Origin of the sequence: Rhodococcus sp. ZPP, assembly GCF_017656075.1 — a bacterium.
In the GTDB taxonomy this organism is placed as follows: domain Bacteria; phylum Actinomycetota; class Actinomycetes; order Mycobacteriales; family Mycobacteriaceae; genus Rhodococcus_F; species Rhodococcus_F oxybenzonivorans.
On record NZ_CP058638.1, the window covers coordinates 980886 to 1007282 of the forward strand.

A 26397-nucleotide genomic window follows, 5' to 3' on the forward strand; every position below is an offset into this window, starting at 1 on the left:
TCCTTCGTGTGGTCGTGCTCTTTACTGTGCGGCAGTTGCCTGCCCTGTGGTTCTGGTCGGGGTGACAGGATTTGAACCTGCGACCCTCCGCTCCCAAAGCGGATGCGCTACCAAGCTGCGCTACACCCCGGTCCGAGCAGGCTCTCGCCAACCTCGCGAGGACCCGAGGAAGAATCCTACGGCCCCCCGATTATGAAATCCAAAGCGGGATTGGGTACAGTCTGACATCGCAGACGACATGCATGGCGATCCCAGGTTGTCGTATGCACGGGGATGTAGCTCAATGGTAGAGCCTCAGTCTTCCAAACTGATTACGCGGGTTCGATTCCCGTCATCCCCTCCACACAGGAGCGTTTCCCGTCGCGGAAGCGCTCCTTTTTCGTGCTTTGGTGGCCGGGCAGGCAATCCACGGCCTTGTGACATGCGTCACAAACTTGGAGATCCCGCTCCCCGACCGTCCCCGCGTTCGCCCAACGCGTAATCCCCGGTTTCCTCGGTAGGCTGGGAGTTGTCCGATTCGTCCTGGCGACGGCCGCTCGGCCCTTGGAGGCTCTCGTGGAACTCCTACTCATCCTCGTGATCATCGCCGCGGTCGGGTTCCTGGTCGTGCGAGGCCGCAACACGCGGGCGGAGCAGACGGCACACCAACTCGAGGATGCCAAGGCGGACGCCCGGCAGGCCATCGAGCGTCTCGGCGGACAGGTCTACAACCTCGTCGGTTCGGACGACGCGTCCAAGCAGGCGCTGGCCGACGCGTCCGAGCGCTACATCGCCGCTGGATCGCAGATCGATCAGGCCGACACCCCGATGCAGGCGCGTCTCGCCAAGCAGACCGCCCTCGAGGGACTGTATTACATCCGCGCCGCGCGCATCGCGATGGGGATGGACCCCGGGCCCGAGATTCCCACCCTCGAAGGCCAGAAGGTGGCCGGTCAGGTCACCGAGGACCGGGAGGTCGACTTCGAGGGGCGTCAGGTAGCCGCGTCACCGAATCCCTCGCCGAGAACCCCCAACTACTTCCCCGGCGGTCGAGTCGCCGGCCGCCCCGTCCCCGCCGGCTGGTACTCGGAGCCGTGGTGGAAACCGGCGCTCATTGCCGGCGCCTGGGGCGTCGGCTCGATGTTCCTGTTCTCCGCGATGTTCTCCGGAATGTCAGGGGTGGCGTACGGCGCCCAGGACTGGGAAAGCGGTCAGGGCGACGCCGCTGCCGGCGCCGGAGACTCGGGCGGAGACGGTGGAGGTGGCGGCGACACCGGCGGCGATATGAGCGGCGACGCCGGCGGCGATATGAGCGGCGGCGGCGATGGGTTCATGGGCTTCGGCGGCGACGGCGGTTTCGGCGGTTTCGACATCTGAGCCGCCGTCTCGTGACCGGGAGTTGGTGTGCGCGACGCCGCCGGGTCAGGACGGCTGGCAGGTGGGACACCAGAAGAGGTTGCGCCCCTTCATGACCGAATGGGCAACCGCTGTTTTACAGATCCGGCACGGCTCGCCTGCCCGACGATAGACATAGGTTCGGGGACGCCCCTTCGCGTAGGGCGGTTCGCCGTGGTCGTCTTCGGGCCGGACCACATGAATCTGACCGCGGCGCACCGACAGCTTCATGAGGTCGACGAGATCGGCCCACACTGCGTCCCACTCGTCGTGGGACAGCTCGCGGCCGGGCCGCTCGGGGTGGATCGAATGCCGGAAGAGCACCTCCGCCCGGTAGACGTTGCCGATTCCTGCGACGACGGCTTGGTCCATGAGCAGGGCTCCAATTGCCGTCTTCGACGAGGAGATCCGATTCCACGCCTTCTCGGGATCGGCGTCCTTGCGGAGTGGATCAGGTCCGAGCCTGGCCTCCACAGCGGCGACCTGAAGTTCGTCGTGCAATTCACACGCGGTGGGACCCCGAAGGTCGGTGCCGAACTCGGCACCGACCATCCGCATCCGGACCTGGCCCACCGGCGGGTCCATCGGAACGGGCGCCTCCATGAAGGTGCCGTAGAGACCGAGGTGAACGTGGACGGCGAACCCGCCCTCGTAGTGGTGCCACAAATGCTTGCCCCACGCCTCCGCCTTCAGGAGGACGCGCCCGTCGAGAATCGCCGCCTCTTCCGCGAACCTGCCCTGCGGGCTGGACACCCGCACCGGAGCACGGCCGAATCGGCGTTGATGCAAGCGCGCCAGCCGGTGAAGTGTGGGGCCCTCGGGCATGGAAGTTCTCTCGTCAGGCCTCGGGCACTGCCGGGGCGACGCCGGTCTTCTCGTATTCGGCGAGGATGTCGATCCGGCGCTGGTGCCGCTCCTCGTTCGACCACTCCGTGGTGAGAAAGGCGTCGACCATCGCCAGGGTCTCCTCGAGTGAGTGCATGCGTCCGCCGATCCCGATCAGCTGGGCGTTGTTGTGCTGACGCGCCAACTGAGCCGTCTCCACGCTCCACGCGAGCGCGCAGCGGGCGCCGGGCACCTTGTTCGCTGCGATCTGCTCGCCGTTGCCGCTACCGCCCAGAACGATGCCGAGACTGCCCTCGTCCTCGACCACCCGGCGAGCCGCCTCGATGCAGAAGGCGGGGTAGTCGTCGACGGCGTCGTAGACGCGAGCACCGCAGTCGACGGCCTCGTGACCGGTGGCGGTGAGGTGGTCGATGATCTCGTTCTTACGTTCGAATCCGGCATGGTCGGCACCCAGGTATACGCGCATGACTGGAGATTCTGTCAGGCGATGGGAGCGAATCGTGTCACGACCCCGGTGCGCCTATCGTGATCAGCATGTATCCCGATAACGGACAGAACTGGGGACACGTGCATCCGGGACACCTGCCGGCATCCAGGCAGCCGCAGTGGAACAGCGGAATGGGATGGACACCTCCCCCGCTGCCCGCCCCGGGGTTGATGCCGAACGACCGCCCGGCGCGGCATTCATGGGAGATTCCGCTTCTGGTGTGCGCCGTCGCCCTCACGGTCGTGGCCTACACGGCGGCGATCGTGTCGCTCGTACTCGGTGTGGTCTCCACCTGGGTTGTGGTCGTGCTCGTCGCCCCGATTCTCATCGCCATCGCTCGCGGGCAGTTGTACGGCTCGCAACAGGTGAACGGCATCAAGATGACGCCCACCCAGTTCCCGGACGGATACCGCATGGTGGCCGAGGCGGCGGCACGGTTCGGTATGGCCGAGCCGCCCGACGCCTATGTGGTGCTCGGGAACGGCCGGATCAACGCATTCGCGTCCGGGCACGGATTCCGACGTTTCGTCGTGGTGTACAGCGACCTCTTCGAGATCGGTGGGGAGGCACGCGAACCGGACGCTCTCGCCTTCATCATCGGCCATGAGGTGGGACACATCGCGGCGGGTCACGCCTCCTACTGGCGGCAGCTGGGACAGTTCGCGGCCAACTACATTCCCGTCGTCGGATCGGCGCTGTTCCGGTCCATGGAGTACACCGCGGACAATCACGGCTTCTGCGTGCGGCCCCAGGGCGCTCGCGGCGCGATGGGCGTCCTCGGTGCGGGCAAATACCTCGTCAGCGTCGTCGGCTTCGACGAGCTCGCCGATCGGGCCACCACCGAACGCGGTTTCTTTCCGTGGTTCGTCAATCTGCTGTCCGGACATCCGGTTCTCACCTGGCGTGCGGCGGCGCTGCGTAACCGCACCCGACACGGGCATCTCTTCGTCAAGCCCGGCCAGATCTACCGCGATCCACAGCAGCTGCAGTACGCGATCGACCCGGCCGGGCCCGCCCGGATGTGATCGAACCTCAGTCGAACTGAGGGTCTTCGGTGCGCGTGCGCTTGAGCTCGAAGAAGTGCGGGTAGCCGGCCAACGCGACAGCGCCGTCCCACACCTTGCCGGCGTCCTCACCGCGCGGAATGCGTGAGAGCACCGGGCCGAAGAACGCGACACCGTTGACGTGGATGGTCGGTGTTCCGACATCGGGTCCGACGGCGTCCATGCCCGCGGCGTGGCTCTCACGCAACGCGGTGTCGTACCGGTCGGACTCGGCCGCGCCCGCGAGCTCGGCGGGCAGTCCCACCTCGGCCAGAGACTTGACCACGACGTCGGCGAAATCCTTGTTGCCTTCGTTGTGGATCTTCGTGCCCATCGCCGTGTACAGGGGCAGCAGGATGTCGTCGCCATGCTGCTGCCCAGCCGCGATCAGCACCCGCACCGGCCCCCACGCCTTCTCCATCAATTCCTGATACTGCTCGGGCAGGTCCCGACCTTCGTTGAGAACCGCCAGGCTCATCACGTGGAAGTTGGCCTCGATGTCACGGACCTGCGCGACCTCGAGGATCCATCGGGACGTGATCCAGCACCAGGGGCACAGCGGATCGAACCAGAAATCCGCGGTGTCCTTCGTGGTTCCAGCGTTCGTACCAGCACTCACGTGTTGCTCCTTCTCGGTGGTGTCGTCGGCCCATTCCAGGTCTACGGGTGTCAACACGGAGTCGCGGCCAATCCTTCCCGCCGGTCCCCCGCGCCGCAGTAGGGTCGAGATGATCAGCCAGGGGCACCGGCTGGAAGGGAGTTCCCCAATGTCTTCCACTCGTACGTTCATCGTCGTCGGCGGCGGTCTCGCAGGTGCGAAAACTGCGGAGGCGTTGCGCGCCAAAGACTTCGACGGTTCGATCATCCTCCTGTCCGAGGAGGACCACCTCCCCTACGAGCGGCCTCCACTGTCGAAGGAACACTTCGCAGGCAAGAAGGCGCTCGCCGATTTCATCGTGCACCGCGGCGACTGGTACCGCGACCACCACGTGGATCTGCGGCTCGGCACCGCTGCCACCGCCCTCGATCTCGCCGCCCACACCGTGACGCTCCCGGACGGTTCGACCCTCTCGTACGACAAGCTGGCACTCGCCACCGGCTCCCGGTCGCGCCGGCCACCCATCTCGGGGTCGGACGCTGCAGGGGTTCACTACCTTCGCACTGTGGACGAGTCCGACGCCCTCATCGAAGCAGTCGGCGAGCACGACCGTCTGGTCGTGATCGGTGCCGGCTGGATCGGGCTCGAAGTCGGCGCGTCGGCGCGGGAACGAGGCGCCGACGTGACACTGGTGGAGGCTGCGGAGGTCCCACTGAGCGGCTCGATCGGCCCGGAGATCGGGACGGTCTTCGCGGAGCTGCACCGCGAGCACGGCGTCCACCTGCATCTGGCCGCCAAGGTCGAAGAAATACTGGTCGAGCACGGCCGGGCAACCGGCGTGCGACTCGGCGACGGCACCGTGCTGCCCGCCGACGCGGTCCTGGTAGCGGTCGGCGCCGCCCCCAACATCGAACTCGCCGAGCAGGCGGGACTCGACGTCGACGGCGGCGGCGTCCTCGTCGACGCGGGACTGCAGAGCAGCGATCCCGACGTCGTCGCAGTGGGCGACATCGCCGCGCATCTGCATCCACGGCTCGGAACGCGAATCCGGGTCGAGCACTGGGCGAACGCGCTGAACCAGCCCGCAGTCGCCGCAGCCACGATGCTCGGCCACACGGCGCACTACGACAACCTGCCGTATTTCTTCACCGACCAGTTCGACCTCGGCATGGAGTACGTGGGATACGCACCGCACGATTCCTACGACCGGGTCATCGTGCGCGGCGACTACGCCACCCGCGAGTTCATCGCCTTCTGGCTCGATTCCGGTAACCGGGTGCTCGCCGGAATGAACGTCAATATCTGGGACGTCACAGATCAGATCAAGCAACTGGTGTCCTCGTCGGCTCCGGTCGACCCCGACCGTCTGGCCGATCCGGCAGTCCCACTGGTCGACGTCTCCGGTTAACGGCCCCGGTCCACTCGTGATGGGATGGCAGCATCGAGTACGAGCACCGCCGCCCATCCCCGAGGAGACCTCTGTGGCCCCACCGAACCTGACCCGCGAACAGGCAGCCGAACGCGCCCGGTTGCTGACCGTCGACAACTACCTCATCGAACTCGATCTCACCGACGGGGCCGGGAAGCCCGGTGCGGAGACGTTCAGCTCACGCACCACCGTCACCTTCGGCGCCGTCGCCGGCACGTCCACCTTCATCGACATCGTTGCGGCCCGGGTGCATTCGGCCACCTTGAACGGTTCCCCCGTCGACGTGGCGGACTACGACGAGGCCACCGGTATCGCGCTCACCGACCTGTCCGAGCAGAACGAACTGGTCGTGGAGGCCGACTGCGTCTACTCCCATACCGGTGAGGGACTGCACCGATTCGTCGATCCCACCGATCAGGCCGTCTACCTGTACTCGCAGTTCGAGACTGCCGACGCCAAGCGAATGTTCGCCTGCTTCGATCAGCCGGATCTGAAGGCGACGTTCGACGTGCACGTCACCGCCCCCGCCGACTGGAAGGTGATCTCGAACTCTGCCACCGTCGAATCCGTCAAGGCCGAGGCCGGCCGCCATCTCTTCCGCACCACCCCGAAGATGAGCACCTACCTGGTGGCGCTCATCGCCGGACCCTACGCCGAGTGGACCGACACGTATTCCGACGAGCACGGTGCCATTCCTCTCGGAATCTTCTGCCGCACCTCGCTTGCCGAGCACATGGACGCCGAGCGTCTCTTCACGGAAACGAAGCAGGGCTTCGAGTTCTATCACCGCAACTTCGGCACGCCCTACGCGTTCGGCAAGTACGATCAGCTCTTCGTGCCCGAGTTCAATGCCGGGGCAATGGAGAATGCCGGCGCCGTCACCTTCCTCGAGGACTACGTGTTCCGGTCCAAGGTGACCCGGGCGTCGTACGAACGCCGGGCCGAGACCGTACTGCACGAGATGGCGCACATGTGGTTCGGCGACCTCGTCACCATGCGCTGGTGGGATGACCTGTGGCTCAACGAGTCGTTCGCCACCTTCGCATCGGTGCTGTGCCAGAGCGAGGCGACCGAGTACACCAGCGCCTGGACGACCTTCGCCAATGTCGAAAAGTCGTGGGCCTACCGTCAGGACCAACTGCCGTCCACTCACCCGATCGCCGCCGACATCCCCGATCTCGCCGCCGTCGAGGTGAACTTCGACGGCATCACCTACGCCAAGGGCGCGTCCGTCCTCAAGCAGCTCGTCGCCTACGTCGGGCTGGAGCCGTTCCTGGCGGGGCTGCGGGACTACTTCCGCGAGCATGCGTTCGGCAACGCGACGTTCGACGACCTGCTGGGCGCGCTCGAAAAGTCCTCGGGCCGCGACCTGTCGGACTGGGGTGCGCAATGGCTCAAGACCACCGGCCTCAACATCGTGCGCCCCGACTTCGAGGTGGACGCCGACGGTAAGTTCACTCGCTTCAGCGTCATTCAGGAAGGTGCCGCACCGGGTGCCGGCGAGCGCCGCGTGCACCGCATCGCCGTCGGCGTCTACGGCGATCGAGACGGCAAGCTGGTGCGTACCCATCGGGCCGAACTCGATCTCGAGGCCACGGAACGCACCGACGTCGCCGAACTGGTGGGTGTGGAGCGGGGCCAACTGATCCTGGTCAACGACGACGACCTCACCTATTGCTCGGTGCGCCTCGATCCGGACTCCCTCGCCACGGCCATCGAGCGGATCGGGGACATCGCCGAATCCCTCCCCCGCACCCTCGTCTGGTCCGCAGCGTGGGAGATGACACGTCAGGCAGAGCTGAAGGCACGGGACTTCGTCGCTCTGGTACAGCGCGGCATCAGCGCCGAAACCGAAGTCGGTGTGGTGCAGCGGCTCCTGATGCAGGCGCACACCGCGCTCGGAAGCTACGCCGACCCCGAGTGGGCGAAGGAGCACGGTTGGCCCGACTTCGCGAACCGGCTCCTCGAACTGGCCCGGGAGGCCGAGGCAGGATCGGACCACCAGTTGGCGTTCGTGAACGCGCTGACCGGTGCGCAGCTGTCGGCGTGGCACACCGAGGTCCTGCAGGAGCTGCTCGACGCGGAACCCGACACCGTCGGGCTGCCCGGCCTCGTGGTCGACACCGATCTCCGTTGGCGGATCGTGGGGGCACTGGCCGGAGCCGGTGAGATCGATGCGGACGGCGTCGAATCGCCGTTCATCGACGCCGAAGCCAAGCGCGATCCCACGGCCGCAGGGGCCCGCCAGGCTGCGGCCGCGGCCACGCTCCGGCCGCAGGCGGCCGTCAAAGAGCAGGCCTGGACCAAGGTGATCGGCGACGACTCGCTGCCGAACATCACCGCCCGCGCCATCATCGGCGGGTTCTCCGGACCTGGTCAGTCGGAACTGCTCGAGCCGTACGTGGCCCGCTATTTCGCGGACATTCCCGCGGTGTGGGAGCGGCGGTCGAGCGAGGTGGCACAGACCGTCGTGGTCGGCCTGTACCCGTCCTGGTCGATCAGCGAGAAGTCGGTGGCAGCGGCCGACGAATTCCTCGCCGGTGACCACCCGCCCGCTCTACGCCGGCTGGTGGTGGAAGGCCGCGCGGGCATCGTCCGCTCCCTGGCAGCACGCAAGTTCGACGCGAGCTGACCGCGTCGCGGGGCGAATGAATCTTTCGACGCGTCAGGTGCGCCGAAAGGTTCCTTCGCCCCGCAGCGTCCGCTCAGGACGTACGAGCCAGTCAGAGGACGTGTCAGTCCGGCAGGATCGGCACCGAAATGCCGGGGTCCCGGCCAAGGAGTACGGCGCGCGTGACGGCAGAAGACCCGAAGCGGTCGCGGACGCTGTCGAGTGTGGTGTCGAGGGAACTGCTGGAATAAGGATCGAACGGCAGTGCCAGCTGCTGCGGGCAATCGTCCTCGAGATTCGCGACGGCGACACCGACGAGGGTGATTCCCTTCGACTCGATCATCGGCATCGCCTTGTCCAGCAAGCCCCGCGCCGAGAGAAGAATGGTCTGCGTCTGCGCCGACGGCTGCACGAGAGTATGCGAGCGGGTGACCCGGGTGAAGTCGTCGAAACGCAGTCGGAGTACCACCGTTCGCCCGACCCGTCGACCGCGGCGAAGCCGGCGCGTCACCCGATCGACCAATGTGACGAGGGCGGCGTCGACGTCCTCCCGCGACTTCGGCCGCCTACCGAGGGCGTGCTGGGCGCCCACCGATCTCCGCCTGCGGCCGACCTCCACCGGACGGGGATCGCGGGCCCACGCGAGCGCATGTAGGTGGTGACCCACGGCGGGGCCGACGATGGTGACCAACACCTCTTCCGGGTAGTGGGCCAACTGACCCACTGTCCCGATCCCCACGTCGCGGAGCTTTCCGGACGTGATCGCACCGACCCCCCACAGCCGCTCGACCGGCAGTGGATGGAGGAACTCCAGTTCCCGATCGGGCGGCACGTGCAACAGGCCGTCGGGCTTGCCCACCGCACTCGCCACCTTCGCGAGAAATTTGGTGCGGGCAACGCCGACGGTGATGGGCAAGCCCACCTGCTCGCGAACCTCGCGGCGCAGTCGTGCGGCGATCTCGACCGGGGTCCCCGCGATCCTGCGTAGACCGGCGACGTCGAGGAAAGCCTCGTCGATCGACAGGCCTTCCACGAGCGGGGTGGTGTGCGCGAACACGTCGAACACGGCCTTGCTCGCGGCCGCGTACGCCGACATACGCGGAGGCACCACGACTGCATGCGGGCACAGGTGAAGCGCCCGAGACGCGCTGCTGGCCGTGCGGACCCCGTAGGCCTTTGCCTCGTAACTGGCTGCCAGCACGACACCGCCGCCGACGATCACCGGCAGGCCACGCAGGCTGGGATCGTCTCGCTGCTCCACCGAGGCGTAGAACGCATCGAGGTCGGCATGCAGGATGGTCGCGTCGGGACCGCTCGAGATCCGGGGGCGCGAAGATGACGACACGAACATATGTTCGCATCGACCACCGACAGAAGTCGAGTGTCCTCGTCGCGGAAGGCGCACGCCCCCTCGTCGGCACCCATTCGACAGCCGTTCGACAGCCGACGGCCCGGCGGGGTTCAGTGGACTGAAGCTCGCCGGGCCGTCTGAAAAGCCGGTACTGCCGGAGTTACGGGGAAGAGATCGCCGCACTCATCACGCGGATAGCGCTGACGAGTCCGTCGATCAGATCGCCGTCGCCGAACGAGGCGACGGCGGCGGTGGCGCCGAGCTGGGCGACACGGTCGGTCACTCGGTCGGCCACTGCGACGCCGCTGCGGATCTCGACCGTCCGCTGGTTCGGCGAGACTGCGATCAGAACGGAACGCTCCGCCTCCGGCGTGCTCGGGAACAGTGCATCCGCTCCGACAGCGGTGTCGACGCCGAGATCGCCGATGTAGGCGTTGAACCGCACCTTCGTCTTCCGGGTGCCTTCGGTGAGAGCATCGTCGAGGCGGACGAGTTCGTCCGTCGTGAACGGCAGGTCGTCCTCGAAAGGCTCACCCGCGCGGTGCACGCCCGAGATCCGGCCACTGGCCGTCACCACGTGGCCCACGGGCAGATCTTCCTCGGATACCCGGGACGCGGGAATCAGATCACCACTTGCCACTTGCCCTGCCTCCAATCAGATCTGCCGAGCCGGCCACAGCGGAATGGTGCCCCCCGTGGTGACCATGGGTGGTCACCTCGTCGACGGCACTCCACAACACGGGTGCGTGCGTCCATTCCTCACCGAGGTGGAATGCAGGCGGCACGGGACCGGGCGTCTTCTTGCCGACGAACGACATCGCCGCGAAGAAAGCGGTGATCAACGCCGGGATTCCTACGAATATCAGCACTGTCTCGAGAATGCTCACACGGCAAACGGTAGCCGAGAACGGTGTGCGACGAAGCGTCAGGGCCGAAGTTCTCCGCGAGCGAGCGACCGGAGTGTCAGGCTGCGCCTTCGCCCAGGTAGGGCATCCACGAGGGATGGAGATCTTTGGTGGATGCCAGCAGACGCCAGTGCGGCCCCGAGGGCGGTACCAGGGCGGCCCGCAGCGTCCATCCGAGTTCGCTGAGGAGTTTGTCCGCCTTGCGATGGTTGCACGGCGCGCAGCAGGCCACGCAGTTCTCCCACGAGTGCTCCCCACCGCGGCTGCGGGGAACGACGTGATCGACGGTCTCTGCTTTGGCCCCGCAGTACGCGCAGCGGAACCGGTCGCGGTGCATGAGTGCCGCACGGGTCATCGGGATGCGGGCGCGATAGGGCACGCGGACATAGTTCCGGAGACGGATCACGGACGGTACCTGCACCGACCACTGCTCGGAGTGCACGACCGGCGCCTGCGGGTCTTCGTGGACCGTGTCGGCTTTTCCGCAGGTCATGAGTACGACTGCGCGTCGGGCCGGGAGGGCGGTGAGGGGCTCGTAGGTGACATTGAGCAGCAGCACCCGGCGCTTGACCCAGAGGGGTACCGCGTTCTCGACCGGGAAAGAAGGCCCTGCGCGCTGCGCGGAGCCTTCGGTAATCACTTGTAGTGCAAACGCCCCTGACACCTCGGCACTCCGGGCATCAGTGGGCACACGTTGTCGGTGCGCGCGGGCGCTGTGTCGATTCTTCATGCGACCTCCGAGAGATTGCCACCAAGTGCATCATGAAATGCCTGCCCGTGCACGCCCATTTTTCGACAAACTTGCAGGGACGGCGGATGAACGGACGGTGACGCCGCCGTGGAAACGCCCTGCCGGGAACGGCCGGGGTATCCGGCGGCACGAGTTCCCCGAAGGCACGTGCACAATGGGAGATGCCATGACTGACGTGCAGCAGACCTTCTACGAGGCAGTGGGCGGAGCGGAGACGTTCCGCAAGCTCACTGCGCGGTTCTACGAGGAAGTCGCCAAGGACGACATCGTCCGGCCCCTGTACCCGGAGGAAGATCTGGGTCCGGCCGAGCGCCGGATGCGGATGTTTCTCGAGCAGTACTGGGGTGGACCGCACACCTATTCCGACGAACGGGGACACCCGCGCCTGCGGATGCGCCATCACCCCTTCAAGATCGGCCCCCTCGAGCGCGACGCCTGGCTGCGATGCATGCACACGGCGATTGCCTCCATCGATGCGGAAACCCTGGACGACGCACATCGGCGCGCCCTGACCGACTACATGGAGATGGCTGCGGCGTCGATGGTGAACTCCGCGTTCTGAACGGGCGCTGCGTCGATTCCGCCGGTCGACTCGTGGTGCACGCGAACCTTTGGCACGATGGGCGTTTGTGAGTACTCCCGCCGAAACGTCCGCCGACGACATGCAGCCGGCACCCTGGTGGTCCGAAGCGGTCTTCTACCAGATCTACCCGCGCTCGTTCGCCGACGCGAACGGTGACGGTGTCGGCGACCTCCGAGGTGTGCAGGAGAAACTGGGATACCTGGAACTGCTGGGTGTCGACGCCCTCTGGTTGAGCCCGGTGATGCGGTCACCAATGGCCGATCACGGTTACGACGTGTCCGATCCTCGCGACATCGATCCGCTGTTCGGCGACGTCGACGCCATGGACGACTTGATCGAAGCCGCGCACGCTCGTCAGATCAAAGTCACGATGGACCTGGTCCCCAATCACACCAGCATTGAGCACGAGTGGTTTCGCGCCGCCCTGCAGGCGTCGCCGGACAGCCCCGAACGGGACCGCTACATTTTCCGGGACGGCCGGGGACCGGATGGCTCCGAACCGCCGAACAACTGGCCGAGCATTTTCGGTGGTCCCGCATGGACGAGGATCACCGAGCCCGACGGCAGGCCCGGGCAGTGGTATCTGCACCTGTTCGCCGCGGAACAGCCCGACCTGAACTGGAACAACCCCGAGGTGTTCGAGGACCTCGAGAAGACGCTCCGGTTCTGGCTGGATCGGGGCGTCGACGGGTTCCGCATCGACGTCGCCCACGGAATGGCCAAACCCGAGGGCTTGCCGGACCACGACTGGGACACCAACGCACTTCTACAGAACTCCGATGACGACCCGCGGTTCAACCACCCGTCCGTCCATGACATCCACCGCGGGATACGCAAGATCCTGAACGAATACCCCGGCGCCATGGCGGTCGGGGAGATCTGGGTGCGCGACAACGTGCGCTTCGGTGAGTACATCCGCCCCGACGAGCTGAATCTCGGCTTCAATTTCCGCCTTGCCGAGGCCGAATTCTCGGCGGAATCCGTGCGCGAGGCCATCGAGAATTCCCTGGCAGCGGTCGAACAGGTGGGTGCCACGCCCACCTGGACGCTGTCCAATCATGACGTCGACCGGGAGGTCACCCGTTACGGCGGTGGTGTGATCGGCCTCGCCCGCGCCCGCGCCATGGCGCTGGTCGAACTGGCGCTGCCCGGCACCACGTTCATCTACAACGGCGCCGAGCTGGGGTTGCCCAACGTGGACCTTCCCGACGACGCCCTGCAGGACCCGGTGTGGGAGCGTTCCGGACACACCGAGCGGGGTCGTGACGGGTGCCGAGTCCCGCTCCCCTGGGAAGGCACCGAACCGCCCTTCGGGTTCACCACCGGCGCGTCGACGTGGCTTCCGATGCCCGCGGAATGGTCGACGCTCACGGCGGAGGCGCAGCTCGAGGACGTCACCTCCACTCTCTCCCTCTACCGCGCTGCGCTCGAACTGCGCGAGCTCCGCCCGGAGTTCTCCGGTCCCGGCGTCGACTGGTACGGGAGTCCCCCTGGCTGCTTCGCGTTCCGTCGTGGCGGTGGCCTCATCTGCGCGCTGAACGCCACCGATGCACCCATCTCGCTGCCGCCGGGCGAAGTACTTCTGAGCAGCGCTCCCCTCGTCGACGGGCAGCTTCCCCCTAACGCTGCTGCGTGGCTCATCTGACGCGCACCCCCGCCGTCGCGGCCGTCGTCGCCGCCTCGATCCTGTTCGGAACCACAGGGACCGCTCAGGCACTCGCCTCCCGTTCACTCGGGTTCGATCTCGACCCGCTGGCAGTCGGCTCTGCCCGGGTAGCGGCAGCCGGGGCTCTTCTCGCCGCCTTCGCGGCGCTACGGGGAGGCCTCGGATTCGACTGCGCTCCCGGAGCCCGTCGGTACCTGCCGGCCGTGTGCGGCGGACTGGGTCTGGCCGCCTACCAACTCGGGTTCTTCAGTGGTGTGCAGAGCGCGGGGGTCGCGGCCGGGACGATGATCGCGCTCGGCTCCGGCCCCGCATTCACCGGCGCACTCCAATGGGCAGTCCATCGACACCCGCCCGGCCCGTTATGGGCGGTGTCCACGGTGATCGCGGTGGCCGGAATGGCGTTGATCGTGACGGGGACCGGCGCAAACACCGACTCGTCCGACATGCTCGCCGGCGCAGTCCCCGCGCTGATCGCGGGCCTCGGCTACGCCACCTACACGGTGGCGGGCTCGTCCCTGATGGAAGCTGGGGCAGGTCCCGAGGCCGCCATGGGACAGATGTTCGGGTTCGGCGGCTTGTTCTTGCTGCCCGTTCTGATCGCGACCTGGCCCGGCGGTCTCAACACGGCGGCGGGGGCCGCCGCGGCCGGCTATCTGGTGCTCGTTCCGACGGTGCTGGCCTACTTACTGTTCGCGGCCGGGCTGCGCCGTCTCCCGCCCGCCACGGTTGCCACGCTCACGCTCACCGAGCCCGTCGTCGCGGCGCTCCTGGGTACCGCGATACTCGGCGAGGAACTGACCCTCGTCGCGGGCATCGGGATGGCCGCGGTGGTCGCGTCACTTGCCGTCCTCGCGGTGAGCACGCTCCGAACACCGTGAGGTGTTACCGGATGACCGACAGCGGGATCGTCCCGCCGCGGTGACGGTAGACGGACCCGAACCGAGCATCCACCCGCAGCCACGACGCGGTGGCGCGGACCCGGACCAGCTCCGAGGCGTCGATGCGTGCGAGGTCGATGTCGGCAGTCAAGCGATCCGAGCCCGCGTGCGGGATGAATCCGAGTGCTGTGAGGGCGAACACCACCCGCATGGCCACACCCACCGTCTGCCCGGCACCGTGCACCTGCAGCACCTCTTGATCGAGCAGCGACGCGGGAGGGCCCTGACTGCTTCCGTGCTCCTGCGCCAGGGCGGCTCCGCGTTGGGCGAGGTCGACCAGCACCCGCGCCGGGACGTCGTCGATGTGCACGAAACCCTCCGCCGGCGGCAGTGCGCCCCGCCACGCCGAGTCCATCGAGTATCCGGGGTCGATGTCACCCGCGTTCACCGATCGCAGTGCCGTGAGCAGCTGGTCACCGGCGGCGGACGTATCGTCCGGAGAGACGGACCCATCGACTGTGCGCACTGCGAGGACATCGAATCCTGTTGCCGCCCAGACGGTCAGCCGATTCGCGCCCCGTTGGCGCAGGCGGACCACCGCGGATTCGTCCAAACGGACGACGCGTGCGACGAACGTGGCGAGGTCACCCCGCTCCGTGGAATCCGGAATGGACAGGGTCCGCTCATGCACGTTGCCAGCTCTCCAGATACTCGCGCTCGACGGCGGTGAGCCTGCGCAGCCGCTGCGTGTCGATGTCGAAGGCCGCGATCTGCGTCGACGCCACGATCGACGCCGGCACCGATATGTCGACCCCCTTGGGGCGCACTTCGTACGCGATCGTGAAGTCGACCGCCCGCACCTTCTGCACCCACATCAGGACGTCGAGTGGAGAGTCGCTGTGCCGAAGCTGCCCGCGATAACGAACGTGGAGGTCGGCGACGACGGCGCCGTCGCGCAGCGTGACCGTCGGACGATCGTTCTCGAACAGCCAGGGAATCCGCGCTTCCTCCAGCAACGTGACCATGCGAGCGTGGTTGATGTGCTGAAAAACGTCCATGTCCGACCACCGAACTTCGACCTCGGCGTGAAAACCCTCGCTCAACGTCATACCTCCGATCGGGTGCCCACACCTCGCACCATGCTGCGTACCTGACGCGCCGCCACCGAGAGCGTCGCGAGGTCAAGGGTCCCAGACTCGAAAATTTCGGTGAGAGCGGACCTCGCCCGACCGAGTCGGGAGGCATTGGTCGATTCCCAGTCGTCGATTTTCTCGCGCGGACTCTCGTCCGGCTCGCCGCCGAGGAGCACCTCCATCGTGAGCTGCCGTAGCGAACTGTAGAGGTCGTCCCGCAACGCCAGCCGTGCCAGTGAATGCCACCGGTCACCGCGAGCCAGCGTGGAGACAGCGCTGAGCAGCCAGTCGATCCCGAGGTGGGCGTCGAGTTCGTAGTACAGCTCGGCCACCTCGTCGATATCCCGTTCGGCGATGTCCGACACGTCGCTGATATCGAGGAGGCAGTACAGGTCGAGCAGGCGGAATACCTCGAAGGCGATGCCCTCGGGCGCCCCGCGGAGAATCAGCGGCCGTACCCGGGTTTCGAGGTCCTCGACCTGATGGCCTTTGAGCAGGTGTGGGACTTTGGGGGACATCTTCCGGACATCGGTGGAATAGCGCGCGATCTCCGCTCCCACGGCCAGCGGCTGCGGCCGGTTGGTGAGGAACCACCGCGACGCACGATCGAGGACCCGCCCCGATTCGAGAATCAGATCGTCCTCGAGTGCGGCCGGCAGGCGCTCGGACCGGATGCGCGCCCACACATCGGGGAGGGCGAAAATTTCGGTGACTGCGGCGTAGGCACGAATGGCGTCGGTGCTGCTTGCTCCGGCCTCGTCCGCCAACCGGTACGCGAAGGTGATGCCGCCGTTGTCGATGGTTTCGTTCGCGAGCATGGTCGCCACGATCTGCCTGCGCAGGGGGTGCGCCTTGATCGCTGTCCGGAAGCGCTCCCGCAGTATTTTCGGGAAGTACCGCGGGAGCCGCGGCGCGAACGTATCGCTGTCGGGCAGGTCGGTGGCGAGGAGATCATCCTTCAGCGCCAGCTTCACATGGGCGACGAGCGTGGCGAGTTCCGGCGACGTCAGACCCTGACCGGCCTGACGGCGGCGCGTGATCTCGGCGTCGGTGGGCAGCACCTCGATCTTCCGATCGAGTCCGCGCCGCTTCACCAGGTCGGCGATCTGCCGCCGGTGCACGGTGAGCATCGGTACCGCACTCGTCCGTGAGACACCGAGCAGGTTGTTCTGCGCGACGTTGTCGGCGAGGACGAGGTCGGCGACCTCGTCGGTCATCGAGGCCAGGAGCGGGTTGCGCTCCTCGGACGGCAACGCGCCACTGTTCACGAGGGAATCGAGCAGGATCTTGATGTTCACTTCGTGGTCGGAGCAGTCGACCCCTGCCGAGTTGTCGATGGCGTCGGTGTTGATTCGTCCACCGTTCTGGCTGTATTCGATTCGTCCCAGCGCGGTCACCCCGAGGTTGCCACCCTCCCCGACGACTCGGGCACGGACCTCGTTGCCGTCGATCCGGACGGCGTCGTTGCTCTTGTCTCCGACCATCGCATTGGTTTCGCCCGAGGCCTTGATGTATGTACCGATGCCGCCGTTCCACAACAGGTCGACCGGTGCCCGCAGGATGGCACGGACAAGTTCCGGCGGGGACAGTTCGGTGATCGTGTCGTCCAGCCCGAGAGCTGCGCGGGCCGGAGCGCTGATCGGAACCGATTTGCGAGTCCGGTCCCACACGCCCCCGCCGTCGCTGATCAGGCTGGTGTCGTAGTCGGCCCACGACGAACGAGGCAGAGCGAACAGGCGGGATCGCTCCGCAAAGGACTGCGCTGCATCGGGATCGGGGTCGAGGAAAACGTGGCGATGGTCGAATGCCGCGACCAGACGAATGTGCCGGCTCAGCAGCATTCCATTTCCGAAGACGTCACCGCTCATGTCCCCGACACCGACGACGGTGAAGTCCTCGCGCGCCGTGTCCAACCCCACTTCCCGGAAATGCCGCTTCACGCTCTCCCACGCACCCCGCGCGGTGATGCCCATTTCCTTGTGGTCGTATCCCGCCGACCCACCGGATGCGAAGGCGTCACCCAACCAGAATCCGTACTGCTGGGCAACAGAATTGGCGAGGTCCGAGAACTTGGCGGTGCCCTTGTCTGCGGCGACGACCAGATACCGGTCGTCACCGTCCCGGCGCACGACCCCGGGGGGCGGTACCACTTTGCCCGACGCCTGGTCGACATTGTCGGTGAGGTCCAACAGCCCGGAGATGAAGGTGCGGTACCTGTTTTGACCGGCCTCGAGCGCCTGCATCCGGTCGAGCGCCGCATCGCCCGTGGGAACCGGCGAATTCTTGACGACGAATCCACCTTTCGCACCGACCGGCACGATGACGGCATTCTTCACGGCCTGCGCCTTCGCCAAGCCTAGGATCTCGGTGCGGAAATCCTCGCGTCGGTCCGACCAGCGAAGACCACCGCGGGCTACCGGCCCGAATCGTAGATGGACGCCCTCGACGTCCGGTGAGTAGACGAAGATTTCGAACTTCGGGCGTGGCTTCGGCAACTCGAGAATTTTCGACGGATCGAGCTTGACGGACAGATACTCACGTCGGTTGCCGGCCTCGTCCGTGACGAAGTAATTGGTACGCAAGGTGGCTTGGATCAGACCGAAGAGACCCCGCAGGATGCGGTCCGCGTCGAGGCTGACGACTCTGTCGATGAAGTGCCTCAGCCGGGTCTCGAGCTCGGACACCCGTTCGACGGACGGAGTTTCGGGATCGAACATGGCCTCGAACAGTTCGACCAGGGTGCACGCCGAACGCGGATTGGCCAGTGCCACGCCCTCGATGTGAAACTGGCTGTAAGGAAACCCGGCCTGCCGCAGGTATTTCGCGTACGCACGCAGGATTGCCGCCTGCCCCCACGCCAACCCGGCCCGGAGGACCAGTTCGTTGAACCGGTCCGCCTCGGCACGTCCGAACCACACAGCGGTGAAAGCTTCAGTAAAGCGTTCCTGCAGTTTCGGCGCCGAGCTCTCACCCTCGTCCGCCAACTCGGCATCCAGGTCGTCCTCCACCGAATCGCGCAGCAACTCGGCCGGAACCGACAGCCCGAAATCATAGATCCAGCAACTGAAGCCGTCCGGCCGCGGAACCGCATAGGGCCGTTCGTCGAGTACCTCGACTCCCAGACTCTGCAGGACGGGGAGCACCTTGCTCAGCGAGATCCCCTCACCCCCGACGTACAGGGTGAGACGCCAGTGCCCGACCACGGAGTCGGGGTCACGGTAGAGATGAAGATCGATCGTGCCCTCGTCCAGAGCTTCGAGTCGAACCAGGTCGTCCAGAGCACGCGCGGGGTCGAAGTCTTCCTTGTACCCCTCCGGAAGAGCGTCCGCATAACGTTGCACCAGAACCGAATCCGCGCCAGGTGTGACCGCGACGAGATCACCGAGATGATCGTCCCAGCTGCGGCTCGCCTCGGACAGCATCGCCTGGATGCGCTCACGATCGGCGTCCGACGGAGCCAGTCTGGTGCCCATCTCCTCAGCGGTCCTGCGGATGGTGACGTGCAACAGCGCAAGGTCGAGTTCCGTGACCCGGGCGGTGTACTCGAGTGTGCCCCCTCCCAATTCCCGTAGGAGAATGTTCTGCATCGCGATCCGCACCCGCGTCGTGTATCGGTCCCGGGGAAGGTAGATCAGGCAGGAGACGAACCTGCCCAGAAAGTCCTCCCGCACGAATAGACGGAGCTGCCGGCGCAACCCGATGCTGTGCACGGCCGTGACGGTGTCGAACAACGTGTCGGCGTCGCTGGAGAACAGTTCCGCCCGCGGGAACGATTGGATGACCTCGAGCATGGCCTGCCCGGAGTACGAGTTCAGCTGAAAGCCTGCCCGATCGATCACTGCACGCACGCGGCGTGCGATGACCGGGATGTCGAGGACGTTCTCGTGCAGTGCGGTGACCGTGAAGACACCGAGGAACCGGTGCTCGCCCACGATGGTGCCGTTCGAGTCGAGAATGCTGACCCCGACATAGAACGGGTACACCGAACGGTGCACGGTGGCCGGAAACGACCCCTGGGTCAGAACCAGCAGCGGGCGGTCCGGAATCTCCGCCGCCGGGGGCAGGCCGAACTGTCCGTCGGTGACGGTGTCGGACCGCAGCAGTCCCAGTCCGCTACCCGGGACGACCTCCAGTTTCCGCTGTCCTGACGAGTCGGGCTCGCCCAGCTCGAATCGGCGGTATCCCAGGGCCGCGTAATTGCCCTGCGACATCCACCGAAGTAGGTCGGCGCAGTCTTCCAAGTCTTCTTTCGTCGCGCCCGGCCTCGGCGCCGACGCCTCGAGTTGGTCGGCCAGGTTCCGCTGGAGAGTCCGCATGGCGTCGGTGTCCCGGACCACCTGGCGAACATCCGACAGGACGTTCCCGACTTCCGTCTCCAGCCTGTCCAGGACGGTGGCTTCCGCGCGGGGGTCGAGTTGAACGTGAATCCAGGACTCGGTGAGGCGATGCTCGGTGGTGTCAGTACCCTTGTCGCCGAGCAGGATTCCGCGCAGCGCCCCGATGGGATCGCGGTGTACCGAGATGATGGGGTGGACGAATTCGCTGATGCCGATACCGAGTCGGTTGAGCAGCCCGGTGATCGATTCGACCAGCAACGGCATGTCGTCGTTGACGATCTGCAGGGATGCGCCCAGGTGGTGGCCGTCTCCGGGGCGATACACCCGGGTCACGGCTCGCTCCGGCGGGCGTTGCAGCGCGAGTGTCAGGTGGGCGGCGAGCACGGCGTCGGAGGCACCGTTGACCGCGCTTTCACTGTCTCCACGATCGACATGGCGAAAGTACGTGGCAGCGAGGGCCGGCACCTGAGATCTCAGCGCCTCGGGCAGGTTCCGGGCCCACTCCGCATCCCTCAGCGCTGCCGATTCCGTCATCGGTGATCACATCCTCTTCGTCCGATCGCCGCGGGCAGTACTCCTCGAGACTATCCCGCGGCGGTCGGAACGGAGGGTGAACTTCAGCCCGCCGCGTACCCCGCTGGTCAGCCGGTGCTGACCGGTGCGAGGTAACGCCCCAGCCCGGCACGTTCGGCGTCGGACAGCGGGCGTGAGCGTTCGGTCTTGACGTCGAAGGCCACCAGCAGGGCGTCACCCGTCCCGCACACTGCCCCGGATCGGTCGGTGACGACATGCCGAATCGTGTACGACGAGGTGCCCACGTGCTGCACTGTCACGTCAACCTTCAACGGACCGGAGTCGTCGGTGATGATGCGCAGGAACTCGACGTCCATCTTGCGCACAACCATCGCACCGGGACGCGCACCGGCAGCAGCCAATTCCGTCGTCAGGAAATGGATCCGCGCTTCCTGCATGTACTCGACGAATCTGGTGTTGTTGACGTGCCCGAGTCTGTCGGAGTCGCCCCACCGCACCTGCACTTCGTAGGTGAAGACTGCCGGCTCTCCCACGTCAGTCCCGGGTGAGCTTGCGGTGCGTGACACGGTGCGGACGTGCCGCGTCCGGTCCGAGGCGCTCGACCTTGTTCTCCTCGTAGCCCTCGAAGTTGCCCTCGTACCAGTACCAGGCAGCCTCGTTGTCACCGAAGCCGCCTTCCCACGCAAGGATGTGCGTGCAGGTCCGGTCGAGGAACCACCGGTCGTGGGAGATCACGACGGCGCAGCCGGGGAACTGTTCGAGCGCGTTCTCCAGCGAGCCGAGCGTCTCAACGTCGAGGTCGTTGGTCGGCTCGTCGAGAAGGATCAAGTTGCCGCCCTGCTTGAGGGTCATTGCCAGGTTCAACCGGTTCCGCTCACCACCGGAGAGCACACCGGCAGGCTTCTGCTGGTCATGCCCCTTGAAGCCGAATGAGCTGATGTACGCGCGGGACGGCATTTCGGTCTGGCCGACGACGATGTGATCGAGACCGTCCGATACGACCTCCCACACCGTCTTGTCGGGGTCGATCCCGGTGCGGTTCTGGTCTACGTAGCTGAGCTTGACGGTCTGACCGATCTTCACCTCACCGGCATCCGGTTCCTCGAGACCGACGATGGTCTTGAACAGTGTGGTCTTACCGACACCGTTGGGACCGATGACGCCCACGATTCCGTTCCGCGGAAGTGTGAAGGACAGATCTTTGATCAGCACACGGCCGTCGAAACCCTTGTCGAGGTTCGATACCTCGACCACCACGTCACCGAGGCGCGGCGGCGCCGGAATCTGGATTTCATCGAAGTCCAACTTGCGGGTCTTCTCCGCCTCGTTCGCCATCTCCTCGTACCGGTCGAGGCGAGCCTTGTTCTTGGCCTGGCGGGCCTTCGCTCCGGAGCGGACCCAGGCCAGCTCCTCCTTCAGGCGCTTCTGCAGCTTCTGGTCCTTCTTGCCCTGGACCTCGAGCCGGGCGGCCTTCTGCTCCAGGTAGGTGGAGTAGTTGCCCTCGTACGGGTACAGGCGGCCGCGGTCGACCTCACAGATCCACTGTGCGACGTGGTCGAGGAAGTACCGGTCGTGGGTGACGGCCAGGATGGCGCCGGGGTAGGCCGCCAGGTGCTGTTCCAGCCACAGGACGCTCTCCGCGTCGAGGTGGTTGGTGGGCTCGTCGAGCAGCAGCAGGTCGGGCTTGCTGAGCAGCAGTTTGCAGAGCGCGACGCGGCGCTTCTCACCACCGGAGAGGTGCGTGACCATCTCCTCCGGCGGCGGACAGCGCAATGCGTCCATGGCCTGCTCGAGCTGGGAGTCGATCTCCCAGGCATCGGCGTGGTCGAGCTTTTCCTGAAGGTTGCCCATCTCCTCCATCAGCTCGTCGGAGTAGTCGGTTGCCATCAGCTCGGCGATCTCGTTGTACCGCTTGAGCTGGACCATGGTCTCGCCCATGCCCTCCTCGACGTTCTCGCGAACAGTCTTGGATTCGTCGAGCTTGGGTTCCTGCATCAGGATTCCGACGGAGGCACCGGGAGCCAGGAATGCCTCACCGTTGCCCGGCTGATCCAGCCCCGCCATGATCTTGAGGATGCTGGACTTACCCGCGCCGTTCGGGCCGACCACACCGATCTTGGCGCCGGGGTAAAAGCTCATCGTGACGTCATCGAGGATGACCTTGTCACCGTGCGCCTTGCGCACCTTCTTCATCGTGTAAATGAACTCAGCCATGTGGCCAGCCTAATGGTGTAGGGCGTCGAACCCACATTTGCGGATCGTGGAAGAGGTGAACGGATGCTTTCCGGCTCGCCCGGGCACCCGGCTGCGCGGGCGCCCGGGCGAGGCATCAGGCGACGAGCGTCTCTGCGGCTACCTGTTCTGTGGAGATCGAATCTGTGGAGACAGATTCCGTGGAAGAAGTTTCCGTTGCTTCCACGGGTGCAACGGTCCGAGGTTCCCGGTTGAGGACGACTGTGCACCGCGCGAGATCGGGTCCGACCGCGGTAGCGCTCAACTCGAGATCGGTCCGAGCGACGCCGTCTCGCGTCGTGTATTCGTTGGTCCGCAGTTCACCGGTGACGATCACCGGATCCCCTTTCGCCAGCGAGTGCACCACGCCGGACATCAGTCGGCGCCGGCAGGTGACCGTGAGGTACAGCGTGCTGCCGTCGCGCCACTCCCCCGTCGTGTAGTCGCGGCGGCGTACCGTGCTGGCCATCCGGAAGGCGAGAAACTCCTCGCCGGCGGATCCGGATCGTGTGACCGGTGTAGTGATAACCGTGCCGACCACCGTGCCGTGTGTCTCGTACATCGCGCTCCCCCTGTGTCGTTCTGCGATTGCCATTGGACACAGCCTGCCTCTGTGGAACCGCGCAATCGTCGCCCGCGACGAATCTGTGGAGAAACGGGCCGGGTGTGGACAACCGACCGAAAACCGGGAATGACCAGCCCGCAGTGTCGGGGATGCGTGCTAGCGGTCAGAGTCCCGCCTCGCGGTCGCGTTTCGCGAGCTCGGCGAACATGGCGTTGTGGGCGGCGAGGTCCGCGTCGTCGTCCCGGTCGGCCGCCCGGTCCACGCGTCGCGCGGTGCGGTCGTCGCTGCGCGACCACTGGATGAGGAGCGCCATCATGACGAGCACTAGAGGGATTTCGCCCGTGGCCCACGCAATACTGCCGCCCAGTTTCTGGTCCCCCACCAGGTCCGAGTTCCAGCCGAGGCCGAGCGAACGGTAGTACCACTCCCCCATGACGGCGCCCATGCTCATCAGCGCGACCCCGAAGAAGGCGTGGAACGGCAGCGACCCGAACACCATCGCGAGCTTCGTCACGGGCTGCAGCTGACGCGGGGAGGGGTCGACGCCGATCGCCACCCAGTAGAAGAGGTACCCGCTGAGCAGGAAGTGCAGGTTCATCAAGAGGTGAGCCGAGTGTGAGTCGACGGTGGCGCCGAAGATTCCGCCCAGGTACAGCGCATAGAAACCGCCGACGAACAGAGCCGCCGCGACGAGGGGGTGAGTGATGAACTGCGAGAACCGGCTGTGCAGCGCGGCCAGGATCCATTCCCGTAGCCCCGGCGCACCGTCCTTGCCCGCCGGATCGAGTGCTCGCAGCGCGAGAGTGATCGGAGCCCCGAGAACGAGGAGAACCGGGGCCAGCATGGACAGCGCCATGTGCGCACCCATGTGCACGCTGAACACCGCGGGCGCGTAGCGCCCCACCCCGGACGACGTGGCCAGGAGGAGCACCGCGCATCCGCACATCCAGGCGAGCGTCCGGCCGAGCGGCCAGCCGTCGCCGCGGCGGTGGAGCTTGCGCAAACCGAGTACATAGACGACGGCGAGCACCAGTGCAGCGGTGCCATAGAGCAGATCGAACCGCCAGTCCAACATCAGTCGGGCGAACGTCGGCGGTCCGGAGAGGTTGTAACCGAGTTCGACCTCGGTGAGAGTCGGTGCTCTAGTCGGTGCAGGCGGGGGCGTCCGACCCAATCCGACAGCGAGACCGATCGTCGCGGCGAAGACAATGGCTTCCGCGCCCGCGAACCTGATGAGGTTGCCGCGGTTCGAGGGGTCTTTCTGCAGTGCGGGCAGAGCCCGGCGGCGTTGCGCCCAGCCGAACCCGCCGAGGAGGACGAGCGCGACCGTCTTGGCCACCACCAGGCGCCCGTAGGTGGTGTCGACGAGGTCGCCGATGGGCACACGCACCAGGGCGTTGATCACGCCGCTGGCTGCCATCACGGCGAAACACACGGTTGCCACCGCGGAGAAACGCCTCGCCGCGACATCGGTGTGGGCGCCTCGCCGACGGGCGTGCGCGAGCAGGGCGAAGAGCCCGCCGGCCCACAGCGATGCCGCAACCAGGTGCAGGATCAGGCTGTTGGTAGCCAGGTCGTGGGAGCCGCCGGAGGACGAGTGCCCGGTCAGTGCCAGCGGCATCAGCCCCAGAATGCCTGCGACGAGCAGGATCGGCGTCCACCACCATCGCAGCACCAACCGGGACACGATCGCGAGGACGACCGCGATGATCGCCGTCCAGCGCCACGCCCCGGCCAGCTCCACCTGGTCGATCGCGGCGAACATGTTGCTCGGCTTCACCGCTTCCGTGAACGGTTGCCCGGAGGTGTCCGACAGCGTCAGTGGAACGAGGACCAGCGCGGACGCCGCCCACACAATGGCGCCATAGGACGCCGTCCGGACCGCACGGTAGCCGTCCACGTCCAGTACCCCTGACTTCTGAGGCGGTACGAAGAAGGCGGCGAGCAGGAGTGATCCGATGGTGACGACGGCCGCGATCTCCGACACCGCCCGCAACGCAGGCAGACCATAGGTGGTAACCGGTCCCGGATCCGGGATACCGAGCAGCACGAGGGCCTGAGCGGCAGACAAGCCGACGACGAGTGCAGCGACCAGCCCGGCAATGAGTCCCGCCACGACGAACAGGGCCGTGGAATCGGCCCGAGCCGGACTGTTGGACGTCGAGTCGGAGGCCGTGAGCTGGGGTGTAGCCATACCTCCAGGGTAGGACCTACGACGCCGTGTCGGAGACCGAGGGTCGGCGGATGCTCCGCTACCGTCGGCGGAAGCCCGTTCCGCGGAGTCGAGGAGACAGTATGGCCGCGCTTCTGATCATTCTGGTGGCGTTGTTCTTCGCAGGGATGGGCCTCTACGGCCTGGTCATGCCTGCCCGGCTGGTGGCGCCGTTCGGGTTGACCGCCGACTCGCCGACCGCCCGCGCCGAGGTTCGTGCGGTGTACGGCGGATTCGGCGTCGCGGTGGCTGCGTTGCTCGGATTCGCCGCATTCGACGTCGAGGGCATCAGATCGGTGGCCGCCGTCGTGGTGGCCGTGGCACTCGTCGGAATGGCCGTGGGGCGCATCGTCGCCGGGCTCGTCGATCGACCCCAGCGCTTTTGCCCCGTCTGGTTCTACTTTGTCGTCGAGCTCGTTCTGGCCGGGATGCTGGCATGGGCTGCTTCCATCAGCTGACGACACGAGCAATGCAGCCGTGCTCGAGCGGCGTCCGGGCAACAGGTAATATTTCGACCGCGCCTCCGTAGCTCAGGGGATAGAGCAAGAGCCTTCTAATCTCTTGGTCGCAGGTTCGAATCCTGCCGGGGGCACATAAGGCACAAGTGGGAATATGTCAAAAGGGCCAATTACCAGCGGATTCCGAACTCCCATCCGCGTTTCGCTCGAACGGTTGTTCCCACTTGTGCCTGGTTGTGTCGACCAAAGTGGAGAGTAAGTGGAGAGTCGCACCCTCCGTCTCAATTCGCCCAGCGGTCACGCTGCGGTTCGGCGCCAGCGCACGGCGGCGTTCTCACCGTCTCGCCGCACTCGCGGCAGTAGTGCGTCCTGTGCCCACCGTTGCTCGCCGTCATGCACCCACA

The 26397-nt window shown here is 66.2% G+C and carries 22 protein-coding genes and 3 tRNA genes; 10 read left to right on the forward strand and 15 right to left on the reverse strand.

Annotation, left to right across the window (positions count from 1 at the left end; translation table 11 throughout):
* Positions 1-53: 53 nt before the first annotated feature.
* Positions 54-130: transfer RNA gene (locus tag HYG77_RS04525), tRNA-Pro, on the reverse strand.
* 139 nt (positions 131-269) lie between these two features.
* Between HYG77_RS04525 and HYG77_RS04530 the strand changes: the two genes are divergently transcribed.
* Positions 270-343: transfer RNA gene (locus HYG77_RS04530), tRNA-Gly, on the forward strand.
* 212 nt (positions 344-555) lie between these two features.
* Positions 556-1356, forward strand: coding sequence for a DUF1542 domain-containing protein (locus HYG77_RS04535; protein ID WP_208961940.1), 801 nt, complete (start codon positions 556-558; stop codon positions 1354-1356).
* A 45-nt stretch (positions 1357-1401) separates the two neighbouring features.
* Here the strand turns inward: HYG77_RS04535 and HYG77_RS04540 are convergent, their stop codons facing one another.
* A complete protein-coding gene (locus tag HYG77_RS04540; RefSeq protein ID WP_208961941.1) occupies positions 1402-2199 on the reverse strand; it encodes an Fpg/Nei family DNA glycosylase in 798 nt (265 codons plus the stop codon).
* Between the two features lie 13 nt (positions 2200-2212).
* Entirely contained in the window at positions 2213-2686 is a 474-nt protein-coding gene (locus HYG77_RS04545; RefSeq protein WP_208961942.1) for a ribose-5-phosphate isomerase, read from the reverse strand.
* A gap of 59 nt (positions 2687-2745) precedes the next feature.
* Here HYG77_RS04545 and HYG77_RS04550 point away from each other — a divergent pair, with 59 nt between their 5' ends.
* Complete coding sequence (locus HYG77_RS04550) at positions 2746-3732, forward strand: M48 family metallopeptidase (RefSeq protein ID WP_204164908.1); 987 nt, start codon at positions 2746-2748, stop codon at positions 3730-3732.
* A 7-nt stretch (positions 3733-3739) separates the two neighbouring features.
* Here HYG77_RS04550 and HYG77_RS04555 read toward each other — a convergent pair whose 3' ends face one another.
* Positions 3740-4369: a DsbA family protein gene (locus tag HYG77_RS04555; RefSeq protein ID WP_208961943.1), complete on the reverse strand. Its 630-nt coding sequence runs from the start codon at positions 4367-4369 to the stop codon at positions 3740-3742.
* Positions 4370-4517: 148 nt separating this feature from the next.
* On the opposite strand from HYG77_RS04555, the gene HYG77_RS04560 reads away from it, so the two are divergent.
* Entirely contained in the window at positions 4518-5756 is a 1239-nt protein-coding gene (locus HYG77_RS04560; protein ID WP_208961944.1) for an FAD-dependent oxidoreductase, read from the forward strand.
* Between the two features lie 73 nt (positions 5757-5829).
* Positions 5830-8409, forward strand: coding sequence for an aminopeptidase N (pepN, locus tag HYG77_RS04565; RefSeq protein ID WP_208961945.1), 2580 nt, complete (start codon positions 5830-5832; stop codon positions 8407-8409).
* Positions 8410-8512: 103 nt separating this feature from the next.
* Here pepN and dinB read toward each other — a convergent pair whose 3' ends face one another.
* The 4 genes from dinB to HYG77_RS04585 form a co-directional block, all read right to left on the reverse strand.
* A complete protein-coding gene (gene dinB / locus HYG77_RS04570) occupies positions 8513-9739 on the reverse strand; it encodes a DNA polymerase IV (RefSeq protein WP_109328836.1) in 1227 nt (408 codons plus the stop codon).
* 160 nt (positions 9740-9899) lie between these two features.
* Positions 9900-10379: a DUF5130 domain-containing protein gene (locus HYG77_RS04575; RefSeq protein WP_109328834.1), complete on the reverse strand. Its 480-nt coding sequence runs from the start codon at positions 10377-10379 to the stop codon at positions 9900-9902.
* Positions 10366-10626 carry a hypothetical protein gene (locus HYG77_RS04580; protein WP_109328832.1) on the reverse strand — a complete coding sequence of 87 codons (261 nt, stop codon included), beginning with the start codon at positions 10624-10626 and terminating at the stop codon, positions 10366-10368. The genes HYG77_RS04575 and HYG77_RS04580 overlap by 14 nt, the downstream gene beginning before the upstream one ends.
* A 76-nt stretch (positions 10627-10702) precedes the next feature.
* Complete coding sequence (locus HYG77_RS04585) at positions 10703-11374, reverse strand: HNH endonuclease (RefSeq protein WP_201453553.1); 672 nt, start codon at positions 11372-11374, stop codon at positions 10703-10705.
* Between the two features lie 187 nt (positions 11375-11561).
* Here HYG77_RS04585 and HYG77_RS04590 point away from each other — a divergent pair, with 187 nt between their 5' ends.
* From HYG77_RS04590 to HYG77_RS04600, 3 genes are all read left to right on the forward strand, one after another.
* Positions 11562-11957 carry a globin gene (locus tag HYG77_RS04590; protein WP_109335001.1) on the forward strand — a complete coding sequence of 132 codons (396 nt, stop codon included), beginning with the start codon at positions 11562-11564 and terminating at the stop codon, positions 11955-11957.
* Positions 11958-12024: 67 nt separating this feature from the next.
* Positions 12025-13623: a glycoside hydrolase family 13 protein gene (locus tag HYG77_RS04595; protein WP_109328828.1), complete on the forward strand. Its 1599-nt coding sequence runs from the start codon at positions 12025-12027 to the stop codon at positions 13621-13623.
* Complete coding sequence (locus HYG77_RS04600; RefSeq protein WP_208961946.1) at positions 13611-14522, forward strand: EamA family transporter; 912 nt, start codon at positions 13611-13613, stop codon at positions 14520-14522. The genes HYG77_RS04595 and HYG77_RS04600 overlap by 13 nt, the downstream gene beginning before the upstream one ends.
* Before the next feature lie 4 nt (positions 14523-14526).
* On the opposite strand, the gene HYG77_RS04605 is transcribed toward HYG77_RS04600, so the two are convergent.
* From HYG77_RS04605 to HYG77_RS04635, 7 genes are all read right to left on the reverse strand, one after another.
* Entirely contained in the window at positions 14527-15213 is a 687-nt protein-coding gene (locus HYG77_RS04605) for a hypothetical protein (RefSeq protein ID WP_109328824.1), read from the reverse strand.
* Positions 15206-15631, reverse strand: coding sequence for a thioesterase family protein (locus HYG77_RS04610; protein WP_109328823.1), 426 nt, complete (start codon positions 15629-15631; stop codon positions 15206-15208). The genes HYG77_RS04605 and HYG77_RS04610 overlap by 8 nt, the downstream gene beginning before the upstream one ends.
* A complete protein-coding gene (locus HYG77_RS04615) occupies positions 15628-20526 on the reverse strand; it encodes an NAD-glutamate dehydrogenase (RefSeq protein WP_208961947.1) in 4899 nt (1632 codons plus the stop codon). The genes HYG77_RS04610 and HYG77_RS04615 overlap by 4 nt, the downstream gene beginning before the upstream one ends.
* Positions 20527-20633: 107 nt before the next feature.
* Positions 20634-21059, reverse strand: a complete 426-nt coding sequence (locus HYG77_RS04620) for a thioesterase family protein (RefSeq protein WP_109328819.1) — start codon at positions 21057-21059, stop codon at positions 20634-20636.
* 1 nt (position 21060) lies between these two features.
* The gene (ettA, locus tag HYG77_RS04625; RefSeq protein WP_109328817.1) at positions 21061-22740 is read right to left on the reverse strand and encodes an energy-dependent translational throttle protein EttA; all 1680 of its coding nucleotides are present in this window, start codon (positions 22738-22740) and stop codon (positions 21061-21063) included.
* A 115-nt stretch (positions 22741-22855) separates the two neighbouring features.
* Complete coding sequence (locus HYG77_RS04630; RefSeq protein WP_208961948.1) at positions 22856-23320, reverse strand: single-stranded DNA-binding protein; 465 nt, start codon at positions 23318-23320, stop codon at positions 22856-22858.
* Positions 23321-23486: 166 nt separating this feature from the next.
* Complete coding sequence (locus tag HYG77_RS04635) at positions 23487-25517, reverse strand: cytochrome c oxidase assembly protein (protein WP_208961949.1); 2031 nt, start codon at positions 25515-25517, stop codon at positions 23487-23489.
* Between the two features lie 101 nt (positions 25518-25618).
* Here HYG77_RS04635 and HYG77_RS04640 point away from each other — a divergent pair, with 101 nt between their 5' ends.
* Together HYG77_RS04640 and HYG77_RS04645 are read left to right on the forward strand one after the other, a co-directional pair.
* Positions 25619-25993: a DUF4345 family protein gene (locus tag HYG77_RS04640; protein WP_208961950.1), complete on the forward strand. Its 375-nt coding sequence runs from the start codon at positions 25619-25621 to the stop codon at positions 25991-25993.
* A gap of 61 nt (positions 25994-26054) precedes the next feature.
* Positions 26055-26127, forward strand: a tRNA-Arg gene (locus HYG77_RS04645).
* Positions 26128-26397: the final 270 nt, after the last annotated feature.